The sequence below is a fragment of the Sphingobium subterraneum genome (assembly GCF_014199435.1).
GTDB lineage: Bacteria > Pseudomonadota > Alphaproteobacteria > Sphingomonadales > Sphingomonadaceae > Sphingobium > Sphingobium subterraneum.
The window spans coordinates 106,549-122,706 of sequence record NZ_JACIJP010000002.1 but is presented as its reverse complement, the minus strand read 5'-3'; the positions used below and the strand labels follow the sequence as shown (position 1 = coordinate 122,706).

Genomic DNA, 16,158 nt, shown 5'->3' with positions numbered 1-16,158 from the left:
ATGATGCGAGCATTTTTTCTCGTCGGGGCGTTGCTGGCCATGCCCGCGGCGGCTCAGGATAGCGGAACGGCGGTCAAGCCGACGACGCTGGAACAGGCGTTCGCGGCTGCCTATGGCACCAGTCCGACGTTGCGCGCCGATCGCGAAGGGCTGAAAATTCTCGACGAAGATGTGGCGGCTGCCCGGTCGCAGGGCCGACCGCAGTTGCAGGGTGAGGGCACTTTGACCCGCGCGGAGATGGACGTGCAGGGCACCGGCTACATCGTCGGCGCGCGTCTCACCCAGCCGCTTTTCCGCGGCTTCCGCATCCGCAACAACATCCGTGCGGCGCAGGCGAATGTCCGTGCCGGACGGGAGTCGTTGCGGCAGAGCGAGATCGATGCCTTTCGCGACATCGCCGTTCAATATTCTGCCGTCCTGCGCGATCGCGAGATCATGGCGCTGACGCAAACGATGATGGGCAACCTCACCACCATATTGAACGCGGAACACCGCAGGATGGAACTGGGTGACCGCACCCGGACGGACGTTGCGCAATCCGAAGCGCGGCTCGCGACGGCGGACGCGACCTACAGCGCGGCCGCGCAACGCATGGCGGAGAGCGCCACGCGGTTCCGCTCGTTGGTCGGATATGATCCGGGCGATCTCGCCCCGTTGCCGCCCTTGCCGCAGTTGCCCTCTTCGCGCGATCAGGCGATCGACATGGCGATGGAGTTCAGCCCGCGCATCCGGCAAAAGAAGCTGGAAGCCGAAGTCGCCGGGCATCAGGTCGACGCTGCCAAGGGCGCACTGGCGCCGCAGGTGGACTTCATCGCGTCGATCCATCATCGCGACGAGATCGTCCAGATTCTCGGTCGGCAATTGAAGCAGGACCTGGCGACTTTTCAGGCGACTATCACCATTCCGTTGTTTCAGGGCGGGGCGGAGTACACTGCCGTCCGCCGGGCGAAGCACACGCGCAACGTCCGTCAGATCGAGATCGAGGAGGAAACTCGCGCAGTCTATGCCGATGCGGCCGTTGCCTGGGACCGGCTGATGTCCGCGCAGCGCTCGCGGGCGTCGCTGGCAAGGGCGATCACCGCGAACGAGACGGCGGTGCAGGGCGTTAAGCGGGAAGCGTTGACCGGATCGCGCACCACCATCGACGTGCTCGATGCGGAGGCCGAGTTGCGCGATGCGCGCGCGGCCTACGCCAACGCCGTGCACGACGAATATGTGGCGAAATTTGGTCTGATTTCCGCGCTGGGCACGGCGACCGCCGCCGACTTCAATCTGGAAGTCGCCCCCTATGATCCGGACGTGCACTATCGCGCGACGCAGGATCGCTGGATCGGCTTCGGGCCATGAGCCGGGCGCTGAACATCCTCTTCATCCACCAGAACATGCCGGCGCAGTTCAAGTTTCTGGCCCCCGCGCTGGCGGCTGATGGCCATAACGTGCTGTTCCTGACGCAGGCGTGCCGCGCACAGCTGCCCGGTGTGACGGAGGTCATCTATCCTGCTCCACCGCCGCGCGGTGCGGACACGCATTACTATCTGCGCCAGTTCGAGGACGCGGTGCTGCACGGGCAGGCGGTGGTCCGCGCCATCAACGGTATCGTCAAGCGCGGTTTCCGGCCCGATCTCATCATTGCGCATCCCGGCTGGGGTGAGGCGATGTTCCTCAAGGACGTGTTGCCGAAGGTGCCGCTGATCCTGTTCGCCGAACTAGGCTATCGCGGGCGAGGCCTCGATGTGGGGTTTGACCCGGAGGAAAAGAGCAACCTCAGCACGATCTGCCGGGCGCGGGCACGCAACGCTCATCTGCTCCTCAGCCTGGAAGCGGCCGACGCTGCGGTCAGCCCGACCATCTGGCAAAAGGCGAGCCACGCCCGGATGCTGCAGCCGAAGATCGACGTGATATTCGATGGCATCGAAACGCGCGTGGTCTGTCCCCGGCCGGATGCCCGCGTGACGCTGCCGGACGGACGGACCGTCAAGCGCGGCGATCCCGTCATCACCTATGTCGCCCGCAATCTGGAGCCCTATCGCGGGTTCCGCACCTTCATGCGCGCGATTCCGCACATCCAGCGCAAGCGACCCGATGCTGATATCATTATCGTCGGGGGCGACAAGGTCAGCTACGGCCGGGCGCCCGCCGACTTTCCGAACTGGCGCGCGGCGATGGAAGCGGAAGTCGATTTCGATCCCGCGCGCGTGCATTTCATGGGAAAGCTGCCCTACGACACCTATCTTGACGTGCTGGCGGTGAGCGGGGCGCACGCCTATCTCACCTATCCATTCGTGCTGAGCTGGTCGTGCATGGAGGCGATGGCGATGGGCGCGCTTGTCATCGGGTCCGACACAGGACCGGTACGCGAAGTAATCCGCGATGGCGTCAACGGCCTGTTGACCGATTTCTTTGATCCGGCGGCGCTGGCCGACCGACTGACCGAGGCGCTCGATCACCCAGCGCGCTTCGAGGGACTGCGCCAGGCGGCGATCGAGACCGTCCGCCAGCGCTATGATGTCGAACAGAGCCTGCCTGCATGGCGGGCGCTGATCCAGCGCGTCATGGCGGCGCATGGTGGCACGGCACGTGCAGATGGCAAAAGCGCCGCGCGGCCCGTCGCCCGCCCCAACCGCTCCGTGCGCCGCCGCTCAGCGGCGCGGCGCCGGCGGGAGGAACCTGCGGTTGGTCAGATGCAGACCTGACGCCGCGTCTTTGTCGCGATGGAAACCGTGCGGGAATCGGCCCGCTAGAGCGTTTTCCGGTCAGATAGTATCATCTGTCAGCGGGAGCGATTATCAGCCCTGTGTCGGGTCGATCAGATATTTCTCGCCTGTCGCCTTGCGCTCATAGGCGCGCAGAATGTCGGGCTGGAGCGTCTCGGAAAGACTGATGGTGCGCGTGTAATGGCTGGCGAAGGTCGTGGTGAGTTCATCAACCACCCGGCTGCGCAGGCGCTGCGCGACTTCCGGTCCAATCTTGCGGAGGAAGGGAAAAAGCAGCCAGCCGCCTGCGTCCCACTGGAAACCGAAGGCAAGCCGGTTGAGCACCGTCGGAGCCGGGTCGAGCGCCCCATAGATGTAGAGCTGCTTAAAACGCTCCGATCCGTAGCGGCTATATTCGCTCATCTGGCCGACGGCGACACTTTCCATGGCCTGGAGAATAGTGCTGCCCAATGTCCCCCCGCCGATTGCATCGAAGGCGATGGTCGCACCGGTCTGTTCCAGCGCCTCCGCCAATTGCTGCCTGAAGTCGGAATCGCCGCTGTTGAGGACATGGTGCGCCCCGATACCGCGCAAGATTTGAGCCTGCTCTTCCGACCGCACGATGTTGACGAGCGGAATGCCATCGGCGAGGCAGATCTTCTGCAACATCTGCCCCAGGTTCGATGCCGCAGCGGTGTGCACGATGGCGGTGTGGCCTTCGTTCCGGGCCGTTTCGACAAAGCCGAGCGCCGTCAACGGATTGACAAACATGGCCGCGCCGTCGGCCGCGCTCGCTCCGTCGGGCAGGGGGATGACATCGCGTGCGGAAATTTTGCGATAATCGGCGTACATCGCGCCGCCGATCATGCCGACCCGCTTGCCTTCCAGCTCCCGGACAGCGGAGCCGGCGGCGATGACGGTGCCCGCGCCTTCGTTTCCGATGGGTACCGATTGACCGATCCGACCGCGCACAGCGGCCATGCGGCTTTCCGGAATATGCAGGGTTAGGAAGGGACGGTCTGATGTGCCGCCGGACGTCAGCGACGCGATGTCGCCAGCGCTCAGCATCATGCCAAGGTCGCTCGGGTTGATCGGCGCCGCCTCGACCTGGACGATGATCTCGTCCTCAGCGGGGTCAGAGAGCGTTACATCTTCCAGCGAGAGGGTGAGGACACCGCTTTCGTCGATCGTCGATCGCAATTCCCGTCCGTGCAAGGCCATGGTCTTTCTCCTGTTGAAGACGGCAGATTTGTCGGCGCGGTCCTGTTTACAAGGGCACGGCGCCATTCATCGCATTTCCGGTTTAGGCGGACAGGATCAGGTTGCCCTGGCAAGGGCGTGAACATATAAAGAACAAATGGCAATAGCGAGCATAACGGAACGGCTGGAAATCCTGGCGGATGCGGCGAAATATGATGCGTCCTGCGCGTCGTCCGGGACGGCCAAGCGCCACAGCCGTGATGGCAAGGGGATCGGATCGACGCAGGGCATGGGGATCTGCCATGCCTATGCGCCGGACGGGCGCTGCATCTCATTGCTCAAGGTCCTGCTGACCAACCATTGCATCTTCGATTGTCATTATTGTGTGAACCGGAAGAGCTCGAACGTGCGCCGCGCCCGCTTCACGCCGAAAGAGGTGGTCGACCTGACGCTCAGTTTCTACCGGCGCAATTATATCGAAGGACTGTTTCTCTCATCCGGGATCGTCAAATCGTCGAGCCACACGATGGAGCAGATGATCGAGGTGGCCCGGTCGCTGCGGGAAGATCATGGCTTTCGCGGTTATATTCACCTCAAGACGATACCGGAGGCGGACCCCGCGCTGATCGAGCAGGCAGGGCTGTGGGCCGACCGGGTATCGATCAATGTCGAGTTGCCCACCGACGCGGGGCTCGCGCGGCTGGCCCCCGACAAGGACAGCCAGCAGATCGAGGGGGCGATCGGCCGGATCGGCGATGCGATTGTCGAGGCAAAGGACGCGCGCACCCGCTTTCGCCACGCGCCCCGTTTCGCTCCGGCGGGGCAGTCGACACAGATGATCGTGGGTGCGGACGATGCCAATGACAGCCAGATCATCGGGCGGGCGAACCGCCTCTACGACCGGTACCGGTTGCGGCGCGTCTATTATTCGGCGTTCAGCCCGATACCGGACGCGAGCGCTGTCCTGCCGCTCAAGCGTCCGCCGCTAATGCGCGAGCACAGGCTGTATCAGTCCGACTGGCTCATCCGGTTCTACGGCTTTTCGGTGACGGAGGTGCAACAGGCGGCTGACGAAGGGGGGATGCTGCCGCTCGATATCGATCCCAAGCTGGCCTGGGCGCTGCGTCATCGCGAGGATTTCCCGGTGGATGTGAACCGGGGATCGCGTGAGATGTTGCTGCGCGTGCCGGGGCTGGGAACACGCGCGGTCGATGCGATCCTGCGTGCGCGGCGGCATCAGCGTCTGCGCCTCGACGATCTTGGGCGATTGACGCGCTCGGTGACGAAGCTGCGTCCGTTCGTGACGACCGCCGACTGGCGGCCGACGCTGCTGATCGATCGGCTCGATCTGCGGCACCGGCTGGCGCCGCCTCGGCAGATGGAATTGTTCGGATGAACCGGCCGCTTGCCCGCGCCGCCGATGTCTACAGTCTCCTGCTCGATCGCCCCGACGATTTCGAAGGCTGGCGGGAGCAGGCGCGGGCGATGGCGGCGGCCTGCGTCCCCCCTGAGCGCGTGACGTGGTCGCTGGCAGCGGAGGGCGAACGCGATCTGTTCGCGCAGTCCTCAGACGAGGGCATGGCCCTGCCGCCTGCGCGGCGGGCGGTGCGCGCGAACGCGGCCTTCTTGCGGCTGGCGGGCAGTGTGATCCTGCACCGCGACCCTGCCCGGTTCGCCCTGCTGTACCGTCTGCTCTGGCGCTTGCAGGACGACCGGCAATTGATGGACAAGACAAGCGATCCCGACCTTCACCGGCTTGGCCTGATGGCGGGGCAGGTGCGTCGCGACATCCACAAGATGCGCGCCTTTGTTCGCTTTCGCGTGGCTGTGGAGGCGGATGGTCGCGACCGCTATGTGGCGTGGTTTGAGCCGGACCATCATATCGTGCGCGCCAACGCCGATTTTTTCCTCAACCGTTTCGCAAGCCAGCGCTGGTCGATCCTGACGCCGGAATTGTGTCTGCACTGGGACGGCGGAGAGCTGTTGGAAGCCGGAGGCGCGGACCCAAAGGACGCGCCGCGCGAGGACGCAACGGAGGATCTGTGGCAGCGTTATTATGCCTCGATCTTCAACCCTGCGCGTTTGAAAGTGGCGATGATGGTGAAGGAAATGCCGCGCCGCTACTGGAAAAATCTGCCCGAGGCGCGGCTGATCCCGGATTTGATCGCCGGAGCGCAGGCGCGGGAGGTGGCGATGGTGGCGCAGGGGAGCGATCCGTTTTCGCGCGCGCCGCCCGCCACGCTGGCCGAAATCGCCGAAGGGATCGTTGCCTGCCGCGCCTGCCCGATCGGCTGCAACGGAACGCGCGCGGTGGCCGGGGAGGGGCCGGACGATGCGCGGCTGATGATCGTCGGCGAACAGCCCGGCGACAGCGAGGAGCGGGAAGGGCGACCCTTTGTCGGTCCGGCGGGAGCGGTGCTCGACCACCATCTTAACGACGTGGGGATTGACCGGTCGCGTGCCCGCGTGACCAACGCCGTCAAGCATTTCAAGTTCGAACCGCGCGGCAAGCGTCGCCTGCACCAGAGCCCCACCGCGGGAGAAATCGACCATTGCCGCTGGTGGCTGGATGCCGAGCGGCGTCTGGTGCGGCCGAATCTTGTCCTCGCGCTGGGAGCAAGTGCGGGTCGGGCACTTCTGGGCCGTACCCCCAGCATTGCCAAAGAGCGCGGCACGCTCACCACATTGCCCGATGGCAGCCATCTGTTGCTCACCGCGCATCCCAGCTATCTTCTGCGCCTCGACGGGGAGGCCCGCGCGAAGGAGGAGCAGCGATTTCGCGACGACCTGGCGCAGCTCGCACCCCTTGTCGCGGGACGTTTTTAGGCGGTCATTGACGAAGGGCTGTTGCGTTCAAGCCCAGGCCTGATGCCGCGCCCGTTCCTGCATGGCCTCGATGAACAGACGCACGGCGGGCATGGCCGCGCGGCCCGCTTCGAACAACAGGCTGACCGGCAAAGGCGCCGGAGCGTAATCGGCGAGCACCGGTACCAGCCGCCCGGCGGCGATCGCTTCAGCGGTTTGATAGCTCAGTAGATTGGCAAGCCCGAGACCGGCTTCCGCCGCGGCGATGGTGGCGTCGATCGTATTAACCGTCAGGCGCGGTGTAACATCGACCGCAACCTCCCCTTTCGATCCGAACAGCCACGAATTGCCGCTGCGCACTCCGCTGCCGACAATGGCGCGATGGTTCCGCACGTCCGCCGGTGTAATGGGGATTCCGTGCTGCTCCAGATAGGCGGGGCTGGCGACGGTCGTCCGGCGGACTGATCCGATCGTCACGAACCGCAAAGCACTGTCCGCCAGCGGCCCAATCCGGACTGCAACATCGATTCCTTCCTCGATGATGCGGACATTGCGATCGAGCAGCAGCATGCGCACGCTCAATCCCTCATGTCGGGTGAGCAGAGCGCTGACGACCGGCAGCACATGAAGCTTACCGAACAGGACCGGCGCCGTCAGAAAAAGCTGGCCGCGCGGTACTGACCGGCCGCCCATGACAATGTGCTCGGCTTCGCGCAGGTCTGCCAGAACCCGCCGTGCCCGGTCGAGAAAGGCCGCTCCGTCATCCGTGAGAGAGACCGCTCGCGTTGAGCGGTGAAACAGCCTTACGCCCAGATGGTGCTCCAGCGCAGCAATCGCGCGGGTGACGGTGGGCGGCGACATCTGGAGCGCGCGTGCGGCAGCGGTAAAGCTGCGATGATCGACCACGGCTACGAAAGCGGTCAGCGATTCAAAGCGATCCAATTATTATCCAAAATGAAATTATGATCGTCATTTTTCACTGATTATCTGACATTATGCAATATGCTATCTGATGTTGATGGCACAGACTTTTCTCCACACGATGTTCGGCCCACGCAGCCGCGCTCTTCAGGAAGCAGCCGGATCCCGGGCGTCCTACGCCCGGATGGAGGCCGATGCAGGCGCCGCCGACATTCTCACGGCGCGTGAAATCGCCTTTATCGAAGCGCGGGACAGCTTCTACATGGCAAGCGTCAGCGAGGATGGTTGGCCTTATGTTCAGCATCGCGGCGGCCCGCCCGGATTTCTCCACAGTATCGGGGATAACCGCATCGGATTTGCGGATTTCACGGGCAACCGCCAGTATCTGTCCGCCGCCAATCTTGCGGCCGACGACCGCGTTGCCCTGTTCCTGATGGATTATCCCAACCGTCGGCGGCTCAAACTGATCGGCCATGCGCGCAGCAGCGATGCTCCGGAGGACATGGCGCCGTTACTGGCGCCCCATTATGCCGCTGTGCCTGAACGTGCGTTCGTCATCGACATCGTGGGGTTCGACTGGAATTGCCCGCAACACATCACCCCTCGCTTTACGGAGGCGGACATCGCGCGGGCGACGCAACCCTTGCTACAGGAGCTCGCTCGGTTGCGCGCCCGTGTTGCGGAACTGGAGGAACTGAAGACATGACCCAAAAACTCACCGCTGGCGTCCATCATGTCGGTCTGACCGTCCCCGATCTGGATCAGGCGCGGCGTTTCTTCTGTGGAGCGCTGGGTTTCGATGAAGTCGGGGGCGTTCCAAGTTACCCGTCGATCTTCGTGTCGGACGGGGCGATCCTTCTGACGCTGTGGCGTGCAGCGGATCCGCTGACCGCCCGCGCGTTCGACCGCCGCGCCAATATCGGCCTGCATCATCTGTCGCTCGCGGTCGCGGACGATGCGGCTCTAGACCGGGTCTGGGAGAAAGTACGGGCGTATCCGGAAGTGGTGGTCGACTCGCCTCCCGGACCGATTGGCCCCGGATCGTCGACGCGCCATTTTCTGGTATTCATTCCCGGCGGTATCCGGATTGAGTTCGCCACGCCCTTTGCCTGACGAAACCTTCCTGTGGCGTGATCGGTCGGGATACGTATTCACGATCTGGTCCATCGAAGGGTTCGAGCGCATAGGGCATAGGCAACCGGGGCGGCGGGCGCCAGAGACGTTGCCTTCTCGTGCGGGGCGCGGAATGCCGGTGCGCGCAGGCGCTCTTGGCAGAGCGGGTATGTGCCGCTGAGAGAACTCCCCTTCATTCCACGCTATCCGACGAGACAGACCGGATAAGAGTCGCCGCACCGATTGGTCGAGCGCGCTCTCCTACCCTTTCGGAATATCCGAAATCCCACAAATCCAGACGATCTCGCCATCGATATGCGCGGGATACCCGCATTCGCATGGCAAAAACGGCGTTCTGGCAATCCAAATGCAGACGGGCGGACGGTTGACTCGAAATGGGAAAATTAATAATGTGAGATCTCACAATAAAAAGTTAGGGAGTGACATATGAGATTCTCTGCCAGCGTTATCGCGATTTCACTGGGCGCATTGAGCGCAGCGACTCCAGCCTATTCGCAAACTGCCCCGGCATCCGGCGCAGACGACGGAGGCTTGGAAAACATCGTCGTTGTCGCCCGCAAGCGCACCGAGCTGCTGACCAAAATTCCCGAAAGTGTGCAGGCGGTTTCCGCTGAAACCCTGCAGCGCGCCGCCATTACATCGGTCGATGCGCTGAGCCGTCAGCTTCCCAACGTACTGCTCAGCCGCCGCGCGGACAACGAACCCAATGTGGTCATCCGCGGCGTAGGCTCCTTCGGGAACACGCAAGGCATTGGCTTCTATATCGACGATGTTCAGAACTTCACCGATCAGACCGCTCCGATCCAGGACGTCGAACGCGTCGAGGTTCTGAAGGGCCCGCAGGGCACGCTTTATGGCGGCAGCAATGTCGGCGGTGCCATCAAGTACATCATGAAGAAGCCCACGGACCAGCTTCGCGCCGAAGCTTCGGCCGAATATGGCACGTATGACAGCTTCAATCTCTACGGCGCTGTCGGCGGCCCGGTGGCGGGTGGCCTGAAAGCGCGGATATCCGGCTATTATGTTGGAACCGATGGCTTCATCGCCAACACCAATCTGGGCGGTAACGCCGACGAAGCCCGGGAATGGGGCACGCGCCTCGCACTGCGGTGGGAACCGGTCGAAAACCTGACGGTCGATTTCTCCTATCGCCACAGCCACAGCCGCAGCGGGGGCAATGTCTATGTCGGTTCGACCGGTCCCGATGACTATGTCCGGCAGGTCGATTTCAACACGCCCGTCACCAACCGCCGTACGGTGGATGGCGGCATTTTGCAGCTCGAATATGATCTGGGCGGCGTAACGCTGACGAACCTGACGTCCTATACGCAGAAGAAGAATTTCTTCCGCTGGGATCTGGACTACAGCAGCCTGGATGCGTTCTCGGCCTTCACCGGAGACCGGAACAAGACCAAGGTTTTCACGCAGGAGCTGCGCCTGACGTCCGGCGGCGACGGCCCGCTCGACTGGCTGGTGGGTGCCTATTATGCGCGCATCAAGGATCGTGATATCACCAACAGTGCGGATGCCTATGCCGGTCCCGATGCGCCGCTTGTGTTTGGCGAAGACGCTCCGCCCGTTGGTATCATCAAGGATTTCAACAACGGGAAGACGCTGGAAAAGCAATATGCCCTGTTCGTGACGGCCGGGTACAAGATCGGCGACTTCAAGATCGGCGGCGGCTTGCGCCTCAACCGTACCGAATTCGCCGGAACGCTTGTCGGGACCCCCAATATTGTCACGAACGTGAACGACACGCTCGTCCTGCCAAAGCTGACGCTGTCCTTTGAGGTCACGCCCAATGCCATGATCTTCGCCAATGCGTCGCAAGGGTCAGAGCCCGGCAAGGTCAATGTCAAGGCGGGGTCCAGCAAACCCTATGGCGCGGAAAAGGCATGGAATTTCGAGCTGGGGGTAAAGGGCGAAACTCCGGATCGCCTGTTCGGCTATGAACTGACCGGCTATTATATCAGATACAAGAACCGCCAGCAGGAAACCCAGTTCATCGATCCCAATACGGGTGTGATCACCGAGGACATCACGAACATCGGTGCATCGGAAAGCTATGGTCTGGAAGCGGCCTTCCGGTCGCGTCCGGCCAAGGGCCTGACGCTAAGCGGCTCTGTCGGGTATCTCCATGCCGAATGGAAAAAGGCGTTTTACGGCCTGGACGAAAGCGTCACTCCGCCCGCGCCCATTTCGGTGACCGGAAAGGAAGTGCCCTATTCGCCGAAGCTGACGCTCAATGCGAGCGCCGATTTCCGCCAGCCGATCGGCAGTGGCAATCTGGAAGCCGGTCTTCGTGCCGAGCTGTTCCACAGCACCGGATTCCAGTGGAATATCGCCAACACCGGCAAGCAATCCCCCTATGATCTGGTGTCGCTGCGCGCATCGATCGGGAGCGCCACGGGAAGCTGGGAAGCGGCAATCCGCGTGGAAAACCTCCTCAACACGGAATATTACACCGAATTCTATCCCGACATTTTCGGTCCGGGCACCAGCCTCGGCACGCCCGCATCGCCGCGTCGCGTGATGGGTTCGGTCGCTTTCAAGTTCTAGTAAAAGGGGGAGGGAGGGTGCGTCCGGGCGTCCTCCCTTGCATTCCCGTGAGGAGCATTTTTTGAAGATCAGGTCTTTTGATGAGGCGGGCGCTGCCCGCCTGATTGTTGATAATCCCCCTGTCAACGCGCTGTCCTTGTCAAAAGGGGTCGTCGCGTCGTTGACGGATGCGCTGCGGACGGCCCTCGACGATCCCGCCATCACGCATGTCACGATCGAAGGGGCGGGCGGGCGCTTTTCGGCGGGCGCCGACATCCTCGATTTCGAGTTACCGCCCGAACAGATCGAGCCGACGCGGGAATTGTTCGCGCTGGTCGCCGGGGCCGGAAAGCCGGTCATCGCGCTCATCACTGGAGAAGCTTTCGGCGGGGGTCTGGAGCTGGCGCTGGCCTGTCATGCGCGCTTGTGCACCGCCGACGCGCGGCTGGGTCTTCCGGAAATCAATCTGGGCCTTTTGCCCGGCAGTGGGGGCACTCAACGCACACCACGGCTGATCGGCGTTGCGGCTGCGCTGGACTTGATGCTGACGGGCAAGCCGGTCACCGGTGCGGAGGCGCTTTCGCTGGGGCTTGTCGACGAAATCCAGGCCGTCGAACGGCTCCGATCCGCCGCCGATGCGATGGCCCGGAAGGGGGTGCCGACCCGTGCGCCCCGTGCCGATGCGGTCCAGCGCGAAGAACTGCGTCTGACGCTGCACAAGCATGCGCGGCTCCTGGGTCGCAGCGTCGCTGCCCGGCAGATCGGCGTGTGCGTCGAAGCCGCGCTCGACGTGCCGCTGTACGAAGGACTGCAGCTGGAATCCCGTCTCTTTCATGAACTTATGGCCTCGAGCCAGTCGCGCGCGCTGCGTTATGCGTTCTTTTCCGAACGCGCGGTTGCGCGCCTGCCGGGGCTGGAACAGGTGACCGCGCGTCCCGTGGCGTCTGTCGGCATCGTTGGCGGCGGAACGATGGGATCGGGCATTGCTGCCGCAGCGCTGGAGGCCGGGTTTCGGGTGACCCTCACCGATACGAACGCCGATATGCGGGTGCGGGCGGAAACGGTCATTTCCGGGATCTTCGACCGTGATGCCGCCAAGGGGCGCATTACTCCGCAACAGGCACAGGAGCGCCAGTCACGCCTGACGATGGCGGAGGGCTATGAGGCTTTTGGCGAGGTCGATCTGGTGATCGAAGCGGTGTTCGAGGACATGGCGGTCAAGCAGGCGGTGCTGCGCTCCCTCGAGGATGTTGTGCGGCCCGACTGCATTCTGGCGAGCAACACCTCGACGCTCGATCTCGATATTCTCGCCGCCGCGACGGCCGATCCCGCCCGTGTCATCGGTCTGCATTTCTTCAGTCCCGCGCATATCATGCGGTTGCTGGAGATCGTACGGGGCCGTGTCAGCGCACCCGATGTGGTCGCCACCGCGCTCGCTTTCGCCAAGCGGCTGCGCAAGGTGCCCGTGGTATCGGGCGTGTGCGACGGGTTCATCGGCAACCGCATGTTCGAGGAAATGCTGCGCCAGGCCTATCAGTTGCTGGAAGAAGGCGCATTGCCTGCGCAGGTCGATGGCGCGCTGGAGCGTTTCGGCATGGCGATGGGTCCCCTCAAGGTCATGGATCTCGCCGGTCAGGACATTGGGCACAAGATCCGGCAACGGCGGATGGCCGAACATCCCGACCGCCCCTATTCGATCGTTCCCGACATCCTGTGCGAACTGGGACGGCTGGGGCAGAAGACCAAGGCGGGGTTCTACGACTATCCGAACGGCCGGAATGCGGTCGCGTCCGATGCGGTCAACGACATGATCCGCTCCGTTTCCGCGCAACGCGGGATCGATCGCAGGGCCATCTGCGACGAAGAGATTGTCGAGCGCTGCATTTTTGCCCTCATCAATGAGGGGGCGAAGATCGTGGAGGAAGGTATCGCCGCCCGTCCGCTCGACGTCGATATGGTGTGGCTCAACGGCTATGGGTTTCCGCGCGACCGGGGCGGACCGATGTTCTACGCGGATGAGCTGGGCCTGACCTATATTCTGGCGAGGATCCGGTCGTTCGAAAAGCTCTCCGAAGGCTGGGCGTGGAAGCCCGCCTCGCTGCTGGTTACGCTGGCGGACGCGGGCAGGGCTTTGCGCAGCCTCGACACCGCGGCAAGAATTTCCGTATGAGCTATAGTGCCGACCAGAGCGGCCGTTTCGACTGAAGGCGGTCGAGAAGTAAAATAAGGCGAGAGGGTTTATGCAAGAGGAAGCGGTGCCCCCAGTGGGGACCATGCAGGCGTGGTCGCTGACCATCGACCGGTTCATTGATCATGCCGCGCGGTGGCATGGCGAGCGCAAGGTCGTTTCGCGCGGATTTGACGGCGACATTACCAGCATGAGCTGGGCCGATATCCGTCGCAAGGCCGCGCGGCTGAGCAACGCGCTGGCCGCCCACGGGATCGTGCTGGGTGACCGCGTGGGAACGCTGGCGATGAACAGCGGCCGTCACATCGCGGCATGGTTCGGCATCATGGGCATGGGCGCGATCTGCCACACGCTCAACCCGCGCTTTTCCGACGAGCAGCTCCTCTACATCATCAACCATGGCGGCGACCGGATCATCCTGACGGATCGGCAATATTGGCCTGTGCTCGAACGGCTGCTGCCGCAGTGCCCGGCCGTGGAAAAAGTCGTGGTGCTGGACGGGGACGGCGGCGACGGATGGGACGCCTTCCTCGCCGATCATGATGACAATGTCTTGTGGGGCGAATTCGACGAAAACGTCGCTGCCGGTCTGTGCTATACATCGGGTACGACGGGCGATCCCAAGGGCGTGCTCTACACCCATCGCTCCAACAGCCTCCACACGCTCATGATCATGCAGCCCGATGTCTATGCCATCGGCGCGAACGAGGTCCTGATGCCGATTGTACCCATGTTTCACGCCAATGGCTGGGGGCTGATTTTCGCCGCCGCTGCGGTCGGGTGCAAGCTCGTGCTGCCGGGCGCGCGTCTGGACGGCGCATCGCTTCACGAACTGATGGAGCAGGAAGGGGTGACGGTGGCCGCCGCCGTTCCGACCGTGTGGCTCACTCTCCTCGGCCACCTGCGCGAGACGCGCCAGAGCCTCAGCACGCTCCGGCGTATTTCGGTGGGGGGTGCGGCCTGTTCGGAAGCCATTTTCCGTGGCCTCATGGACCATGGCATAGAGGTCCGGCACAATTGGGGAATGACCGAGACGTCTCCGGTGGGAACCGGAGGGGTGTTGCTGCCCGAAATTCAGCAGATGTCGGACGAGGAGCAAATGCGCTTTCGCCTGTCGCAGGGGCGGCCCATCATCGGCACGGACCTGCGCATCGTGGACGAAGACGGCAAGGAGTTGCCGCGCGATGGTGTCGCGATCGGCGAATTCCAAATCCGCGGACACTCCATTGCTGGCCGCTATTACCGCACGGACCGCTCGGCACTGGACAAGGACGGCTTTTTCAGCACGGGGGACGTGGGAACCATCGACGGATATGGCACGATGCGCATCACCGACCGCTCCAAGGACGTCATCAAGTCCGGCGGCGAATGGATCAGCTCCGTCGATATCGAGAATATGGCGCTGGCGCACCCCGGCGTGAAGATGGCCGCTGCCATTGGTGTCAGCCATCCGAAATGGAACGAGCGGCCCTTGCTGCTGGTGGAGCGGAGCGGCGAGGGGGATGTTACAGCGGAGGATATCCGGGATATGCTGGCCGCGCGCCTTGCCCGCTGGGCGGTGCCGGATGCCATCGAGTTCGTCGACGAGATTCCCTTGGGTGCGACCGGCAAGATCGACAAAAAAGTCCTGCGCGCCCGATACGCGGGCTATTATGAGAAGACGACGTCTTCGTGATCCGCTGACAGCGGCACCATTCCAGAAGCGCTATTTGTGTCGGGGGCCGATACCGAACGCAAGTCGGCGCTCCGGGCATTTCGCCCGAAGCGCCGGCTGTGATGGGAAACTAGCGGTCGGTGCGTGCGGGTGAGGCGTAGCAGATCATCGCCGAGTCCTGTTTGAACTGAATGGAATCCGTGCGCGCGCCCGCGGGCCGGTAGAGGAAATGGGTCGCATTGAGTGTCTGGTTGGTCTTGCCGGTCACGACTTCTGCTGTGCCACTTTCCAGCCAGCACAGCGTGTCGAAACGGTTCACCTCCGCGGGCAGGACCACACCCGCCTTGTAGGTCGTAAAGGTGACGTCCGCTTTTGCGGCATGGTCCTTGCGCGCAGTAAGAACGCGACGCTCGACAATTTTGCCGGACGCATAGTCCGGATTGCCCGGACGTTCCGTGGGCGCGATGCTGGCGATGTGGAACCAGCGGACGCGTGGCTTGAGCGCAGGATCACCCGTCCATTTTCCGACATCCGCCGCAGGAATCCGGTGGCTGTCCGCATCTTCCCGGGCAGGGCTGAACGCGCAGACGCCGACCGAATCCTTGAGCACCTTGGATCCGTCGCTGGACGCGCCGACCGGGCGCCACATCAGGTCTCCCGCCTTGCCAATGACGGAGATGCCGTCGCTGATGATCTCGATTTCGCCCTTGGAAATGTAGCAGAGCTCTTCCTTGTTATACGCATAGGGGGTCGAACCGCCCATGCCCGCCGCGTAGATGTTGTAACCGACGTCGAGGTTGGTCGAACCGTCCTTCTGTTTCGTGATGATGCGTCGATGCTGTGCCGGTCCACCGGCCCGGAAATTTGTGCCTTCCCGCACGAGAGGATCGACCGTCAGCGGATCGACAATCTTGATCGTCGGCTGAGGCGGTTTGCCGATGGCTGACGTCGGAGCGATCAGCGGACCGGCTAGCAGCGGAAAGACAGCGAGAGTAAAACGGTTTCTGGATTTAACGCGCATGACG

The 16,158-nt window shown here is 63.1% G+C and carries 12 protein-coding genes; 9 read left to right on the top strand and 3 right to left on the bottom strand.

Going from position 1 to position 16,158, the window contains the following annotated elements; translation table 11 throughout:
* Together FHS92_RS07275 and FHS92_RS07270 are read left to right on the top strand one after the other, a co-directional pair.
* Nucleotides 1–1,347, top strand: coding sequence for a TolC family outer membrane protein (locus FHS92_RS07275; protein WP_184079099.1), 1,347 nt, complete (start codon nucleotides 1–3; stop codon nucleotides 1,345–1,347).
* Complete coding sequence (locus FHS92_RS07270) at nucleotides 1,344–2,693, top strand: glycosyltransferase family 4 protein (protein WP_184079097.1); 1,350 nt, start codon at nucleotides 1,344–1,346, stop codon at nucleotides 2,691–2,693. Before FHS92_RS07275 ends, FHS92_RS07270 begins: the two co-directional genes overlap by 4 nt.
* Nucleotides 2,694–2,786: 93 nt before the next feature.
* On the opposite strand, the gene FHS92_RS07265 is transcribed toward FHS92_RS07270, so the two are convergent.
* A complete protein-coding gene (locus FHS92_RS07265; protein WP_184079095.1) occupies nucleotides 2,787–3,914 on the bottom strand; it encodes a zinc-binding dehydrogenase in 1,128 nt (375 codons plus the stop codon).
* Between the two features lie 136 nt (nucleotides 3,915–4,050).
* Here FHS92_RS07265 and FHS92_RS07260 point away from each other — a divergent pair, with 136 nt between their 5' ends.
* Nucleotides 4,051–5,289 (top strand): putative DNA modification/repair radical SAM protein, encoded by a 1,239-nt coding sequence (locus tag FHS92_RS07260; RefSeq protein ID WP_184079093.1) that lies wholly within the window; start codon nucleotides 4,051–4,053, stop codon nucleotides 5,287–5,289.
* Entirely contained in the window at nucleotides 5,286–6,719 is a 1,434-nt protein-coding gene (locus FHS92_RS07255) for a UdgX family uracil-DNA binding protein (protein WP_184079091.1), read from the top strand. The genes FHS92_RS07260 and FHS92_RS07255 overlap by 4 nt, the downstream gene beginning before the upstream one ends.
* A gap of 27 nt (nucleotides 6,720–6,746) precedes the next feature.
* Here FHS92_RS07255 and FHS92_RS07250 read toward each other — a convergent pair whose 3' ends face one another.
* The gene (locus FHS92_RS07250; protein WP_184079089.1) at nucleotides 6,747–7,640 is read right to left on the bottom strand and encodes a LysR family transcriptional regulator; all 894 of its coding nucleotides are present in this window, start codon (nucleotides 7,638–7,640) and stop codon (nucleotides 6,747–6,749) included.
* A 70-nt stretch (nucleotides 7,641–7,710) separates the two neighbouring features.
* Between FHS92_RS07250 and FHS92_RS07245 the strand changes: the two genes are divergently transcribed.
* The 5 genes from FHS92_RS07245 to FHS92_RS07225 all read left to right on the top strand — a co-directional run bounded on the left by FHS92_RS07245 (nucleotide 7,711) and on the right by FHS92_RS07225 (nucleotide 15,154).
* A complete protein-coding gene (locus FHS92_RS07245; RefSeq protein ID WP_343056689.1) occupies nucleotides 7,711–8,325 on the top strand; it encodes a pyridoxamine 5'-phosphate oxidase family protein in 615 nt (204 codons plus the stop codon).
* On the top strand, nucleotides 8,322–8,732 hold the full coding sequence (locus FHS92_RS07240) for a VOC family protein (protein WP_184079087.1): 411 nt from the start codon (nucleotides 8,322–8,324) through the stop codon (nucleotides 8,730–8,732). Before FHS92_RS07245 ends, FHS92_RS07240 begins: the two co-directional genes overlap by 4 nt.
* A 447-nt stretch (nucleotides 8,733–9,179) precedes the next feature.
* Nucleotides 9,180–11,312, top strand: a complete 2,133-nt coding sequence (locus tag FHS92_RS07235; protein ID WP_184079085.1) for a TonB-dependent receptor — start codon at nucleotides 9,180–9,182, stop codon at nucleotides 11,310–11,312.
* A 61-nt stretch (nucleotides 11,313–11,373) separates the two neighbouring features.
* The gene (locus FHS92_RS07230; protein WP_184079083.1) at nucleotides 11,374–13,461 is read left to right on the top strand and encodes a 3-hydroxyacyl-CoA dehydrogenase NAD-binding domain-containing protein; all 2,088 of its coding nucleotides are present in this window, start codon (nucleotides 11,374–11,376) and stop codon (nucleotides 13,459–13,461) included.
* Nucleotides 13,462–13,531: 70 nt separating this feature from the next.
* The gene (locus FHS92_RS07225) at nucleotides 13,532–15,154 is read left to right on the top strand and encodes a long-chain fatty acid--CoA ligase (RefSeq protein ID WP_246351859.1); all 1,623 of its coding nucleotides are present in this window, start codon (nucleotides 13,532–13,534) and stop codon (nucleotides 15,152–15,154) included.
* Nucleotides 15,155–15,263: 109 nt separating this feature from the next.
* Here FHS92_RS07225 and FHS92_RS07220 read toward each other — a convergent pair whose 3' ends face one another.
* Complete coding sequence (locus FHS92_RS07220) at nucleotides 15,264–16,154, bottom strand: cupin domain-containing protein (RefSeq protein ID WP_184079081.1); 891 nt, start codon at nucleotides 16,152–16,154, stop codon at nucleotides 15,264–15,266.
* Between the last annotated feature and the right edge of the window lie 4 nt (nucleotides 16,155–16,158).

Coding starts and splice junctions, on each gene's coding strand:
- FHS92_RS07265 (WP_184079095.1), bottom strand. CDS start 3,914: ATGGCCTTGCACGGACGGGAATTGCGATCGACGATCGACGAAAGCGGT.
- FHS92_RS07270 (WP_184079097.1), top strand. CDS start 1,344: ATGAGCCGGGCGCTGAACATCCTCTTCATCCACCAGAACATGCCGGCG.
- FHS92_RS07225 (WP_246351859.1), top strand. CDS start 13,532: ATGCAAGAGGAAGCGGTGCCCCCAGTGGGGACCATGCAGGCGTGGTCG.
- FHS92_RS07255 (WP_184079091.1), top strand. CDS start 5,286: ATGAACCGGCCGCTTGCCCGCGCCGCCGATGTCTACAGTCTCCTGCTC.
- FHS92_RS07220 (WP_184079081.1), bottom strand. CDS start 16,154: ATGCGCGTTAAATCCAGAAACCGTTTTACTCTCGCTGTCTTTCCGCTG.
- FHS92_RS07260 (WP_184079093.1), top strand. CDS start 4,051: ATGGCAATAGCGAGCATAACGGAACGGCTGGAAATCCTGGCGGATGCG.
- FHS92_RS07245 (WP_343056689.1), top strand. CDS start 7,711: ATGTTGATGGCACAGACTTTTCTCCACACGATGTTCGGCCCACGCAGC.
- FHS92_RS07275 (WP_184079099.1), top strand. CDS start 1: ATGATGCGAGCATTTTTTCTCGTCGGGGCGTTGCTGGCCATGCCCGCG.
- FHS92_RS07240 (WP_184079087.1), top strand. CDS start 8,322: ATGACCCAAAAACTCACCGCTGGCGTCCATCATGTCGGTCTGACCGTC.
- FHS92_RS07235 (WP_184079085.1), top strand. CDS start 9,180: ATGAGATTCTCTGCCAGCGTTATCGCGATTTCACTGGGCGCATTGAGC.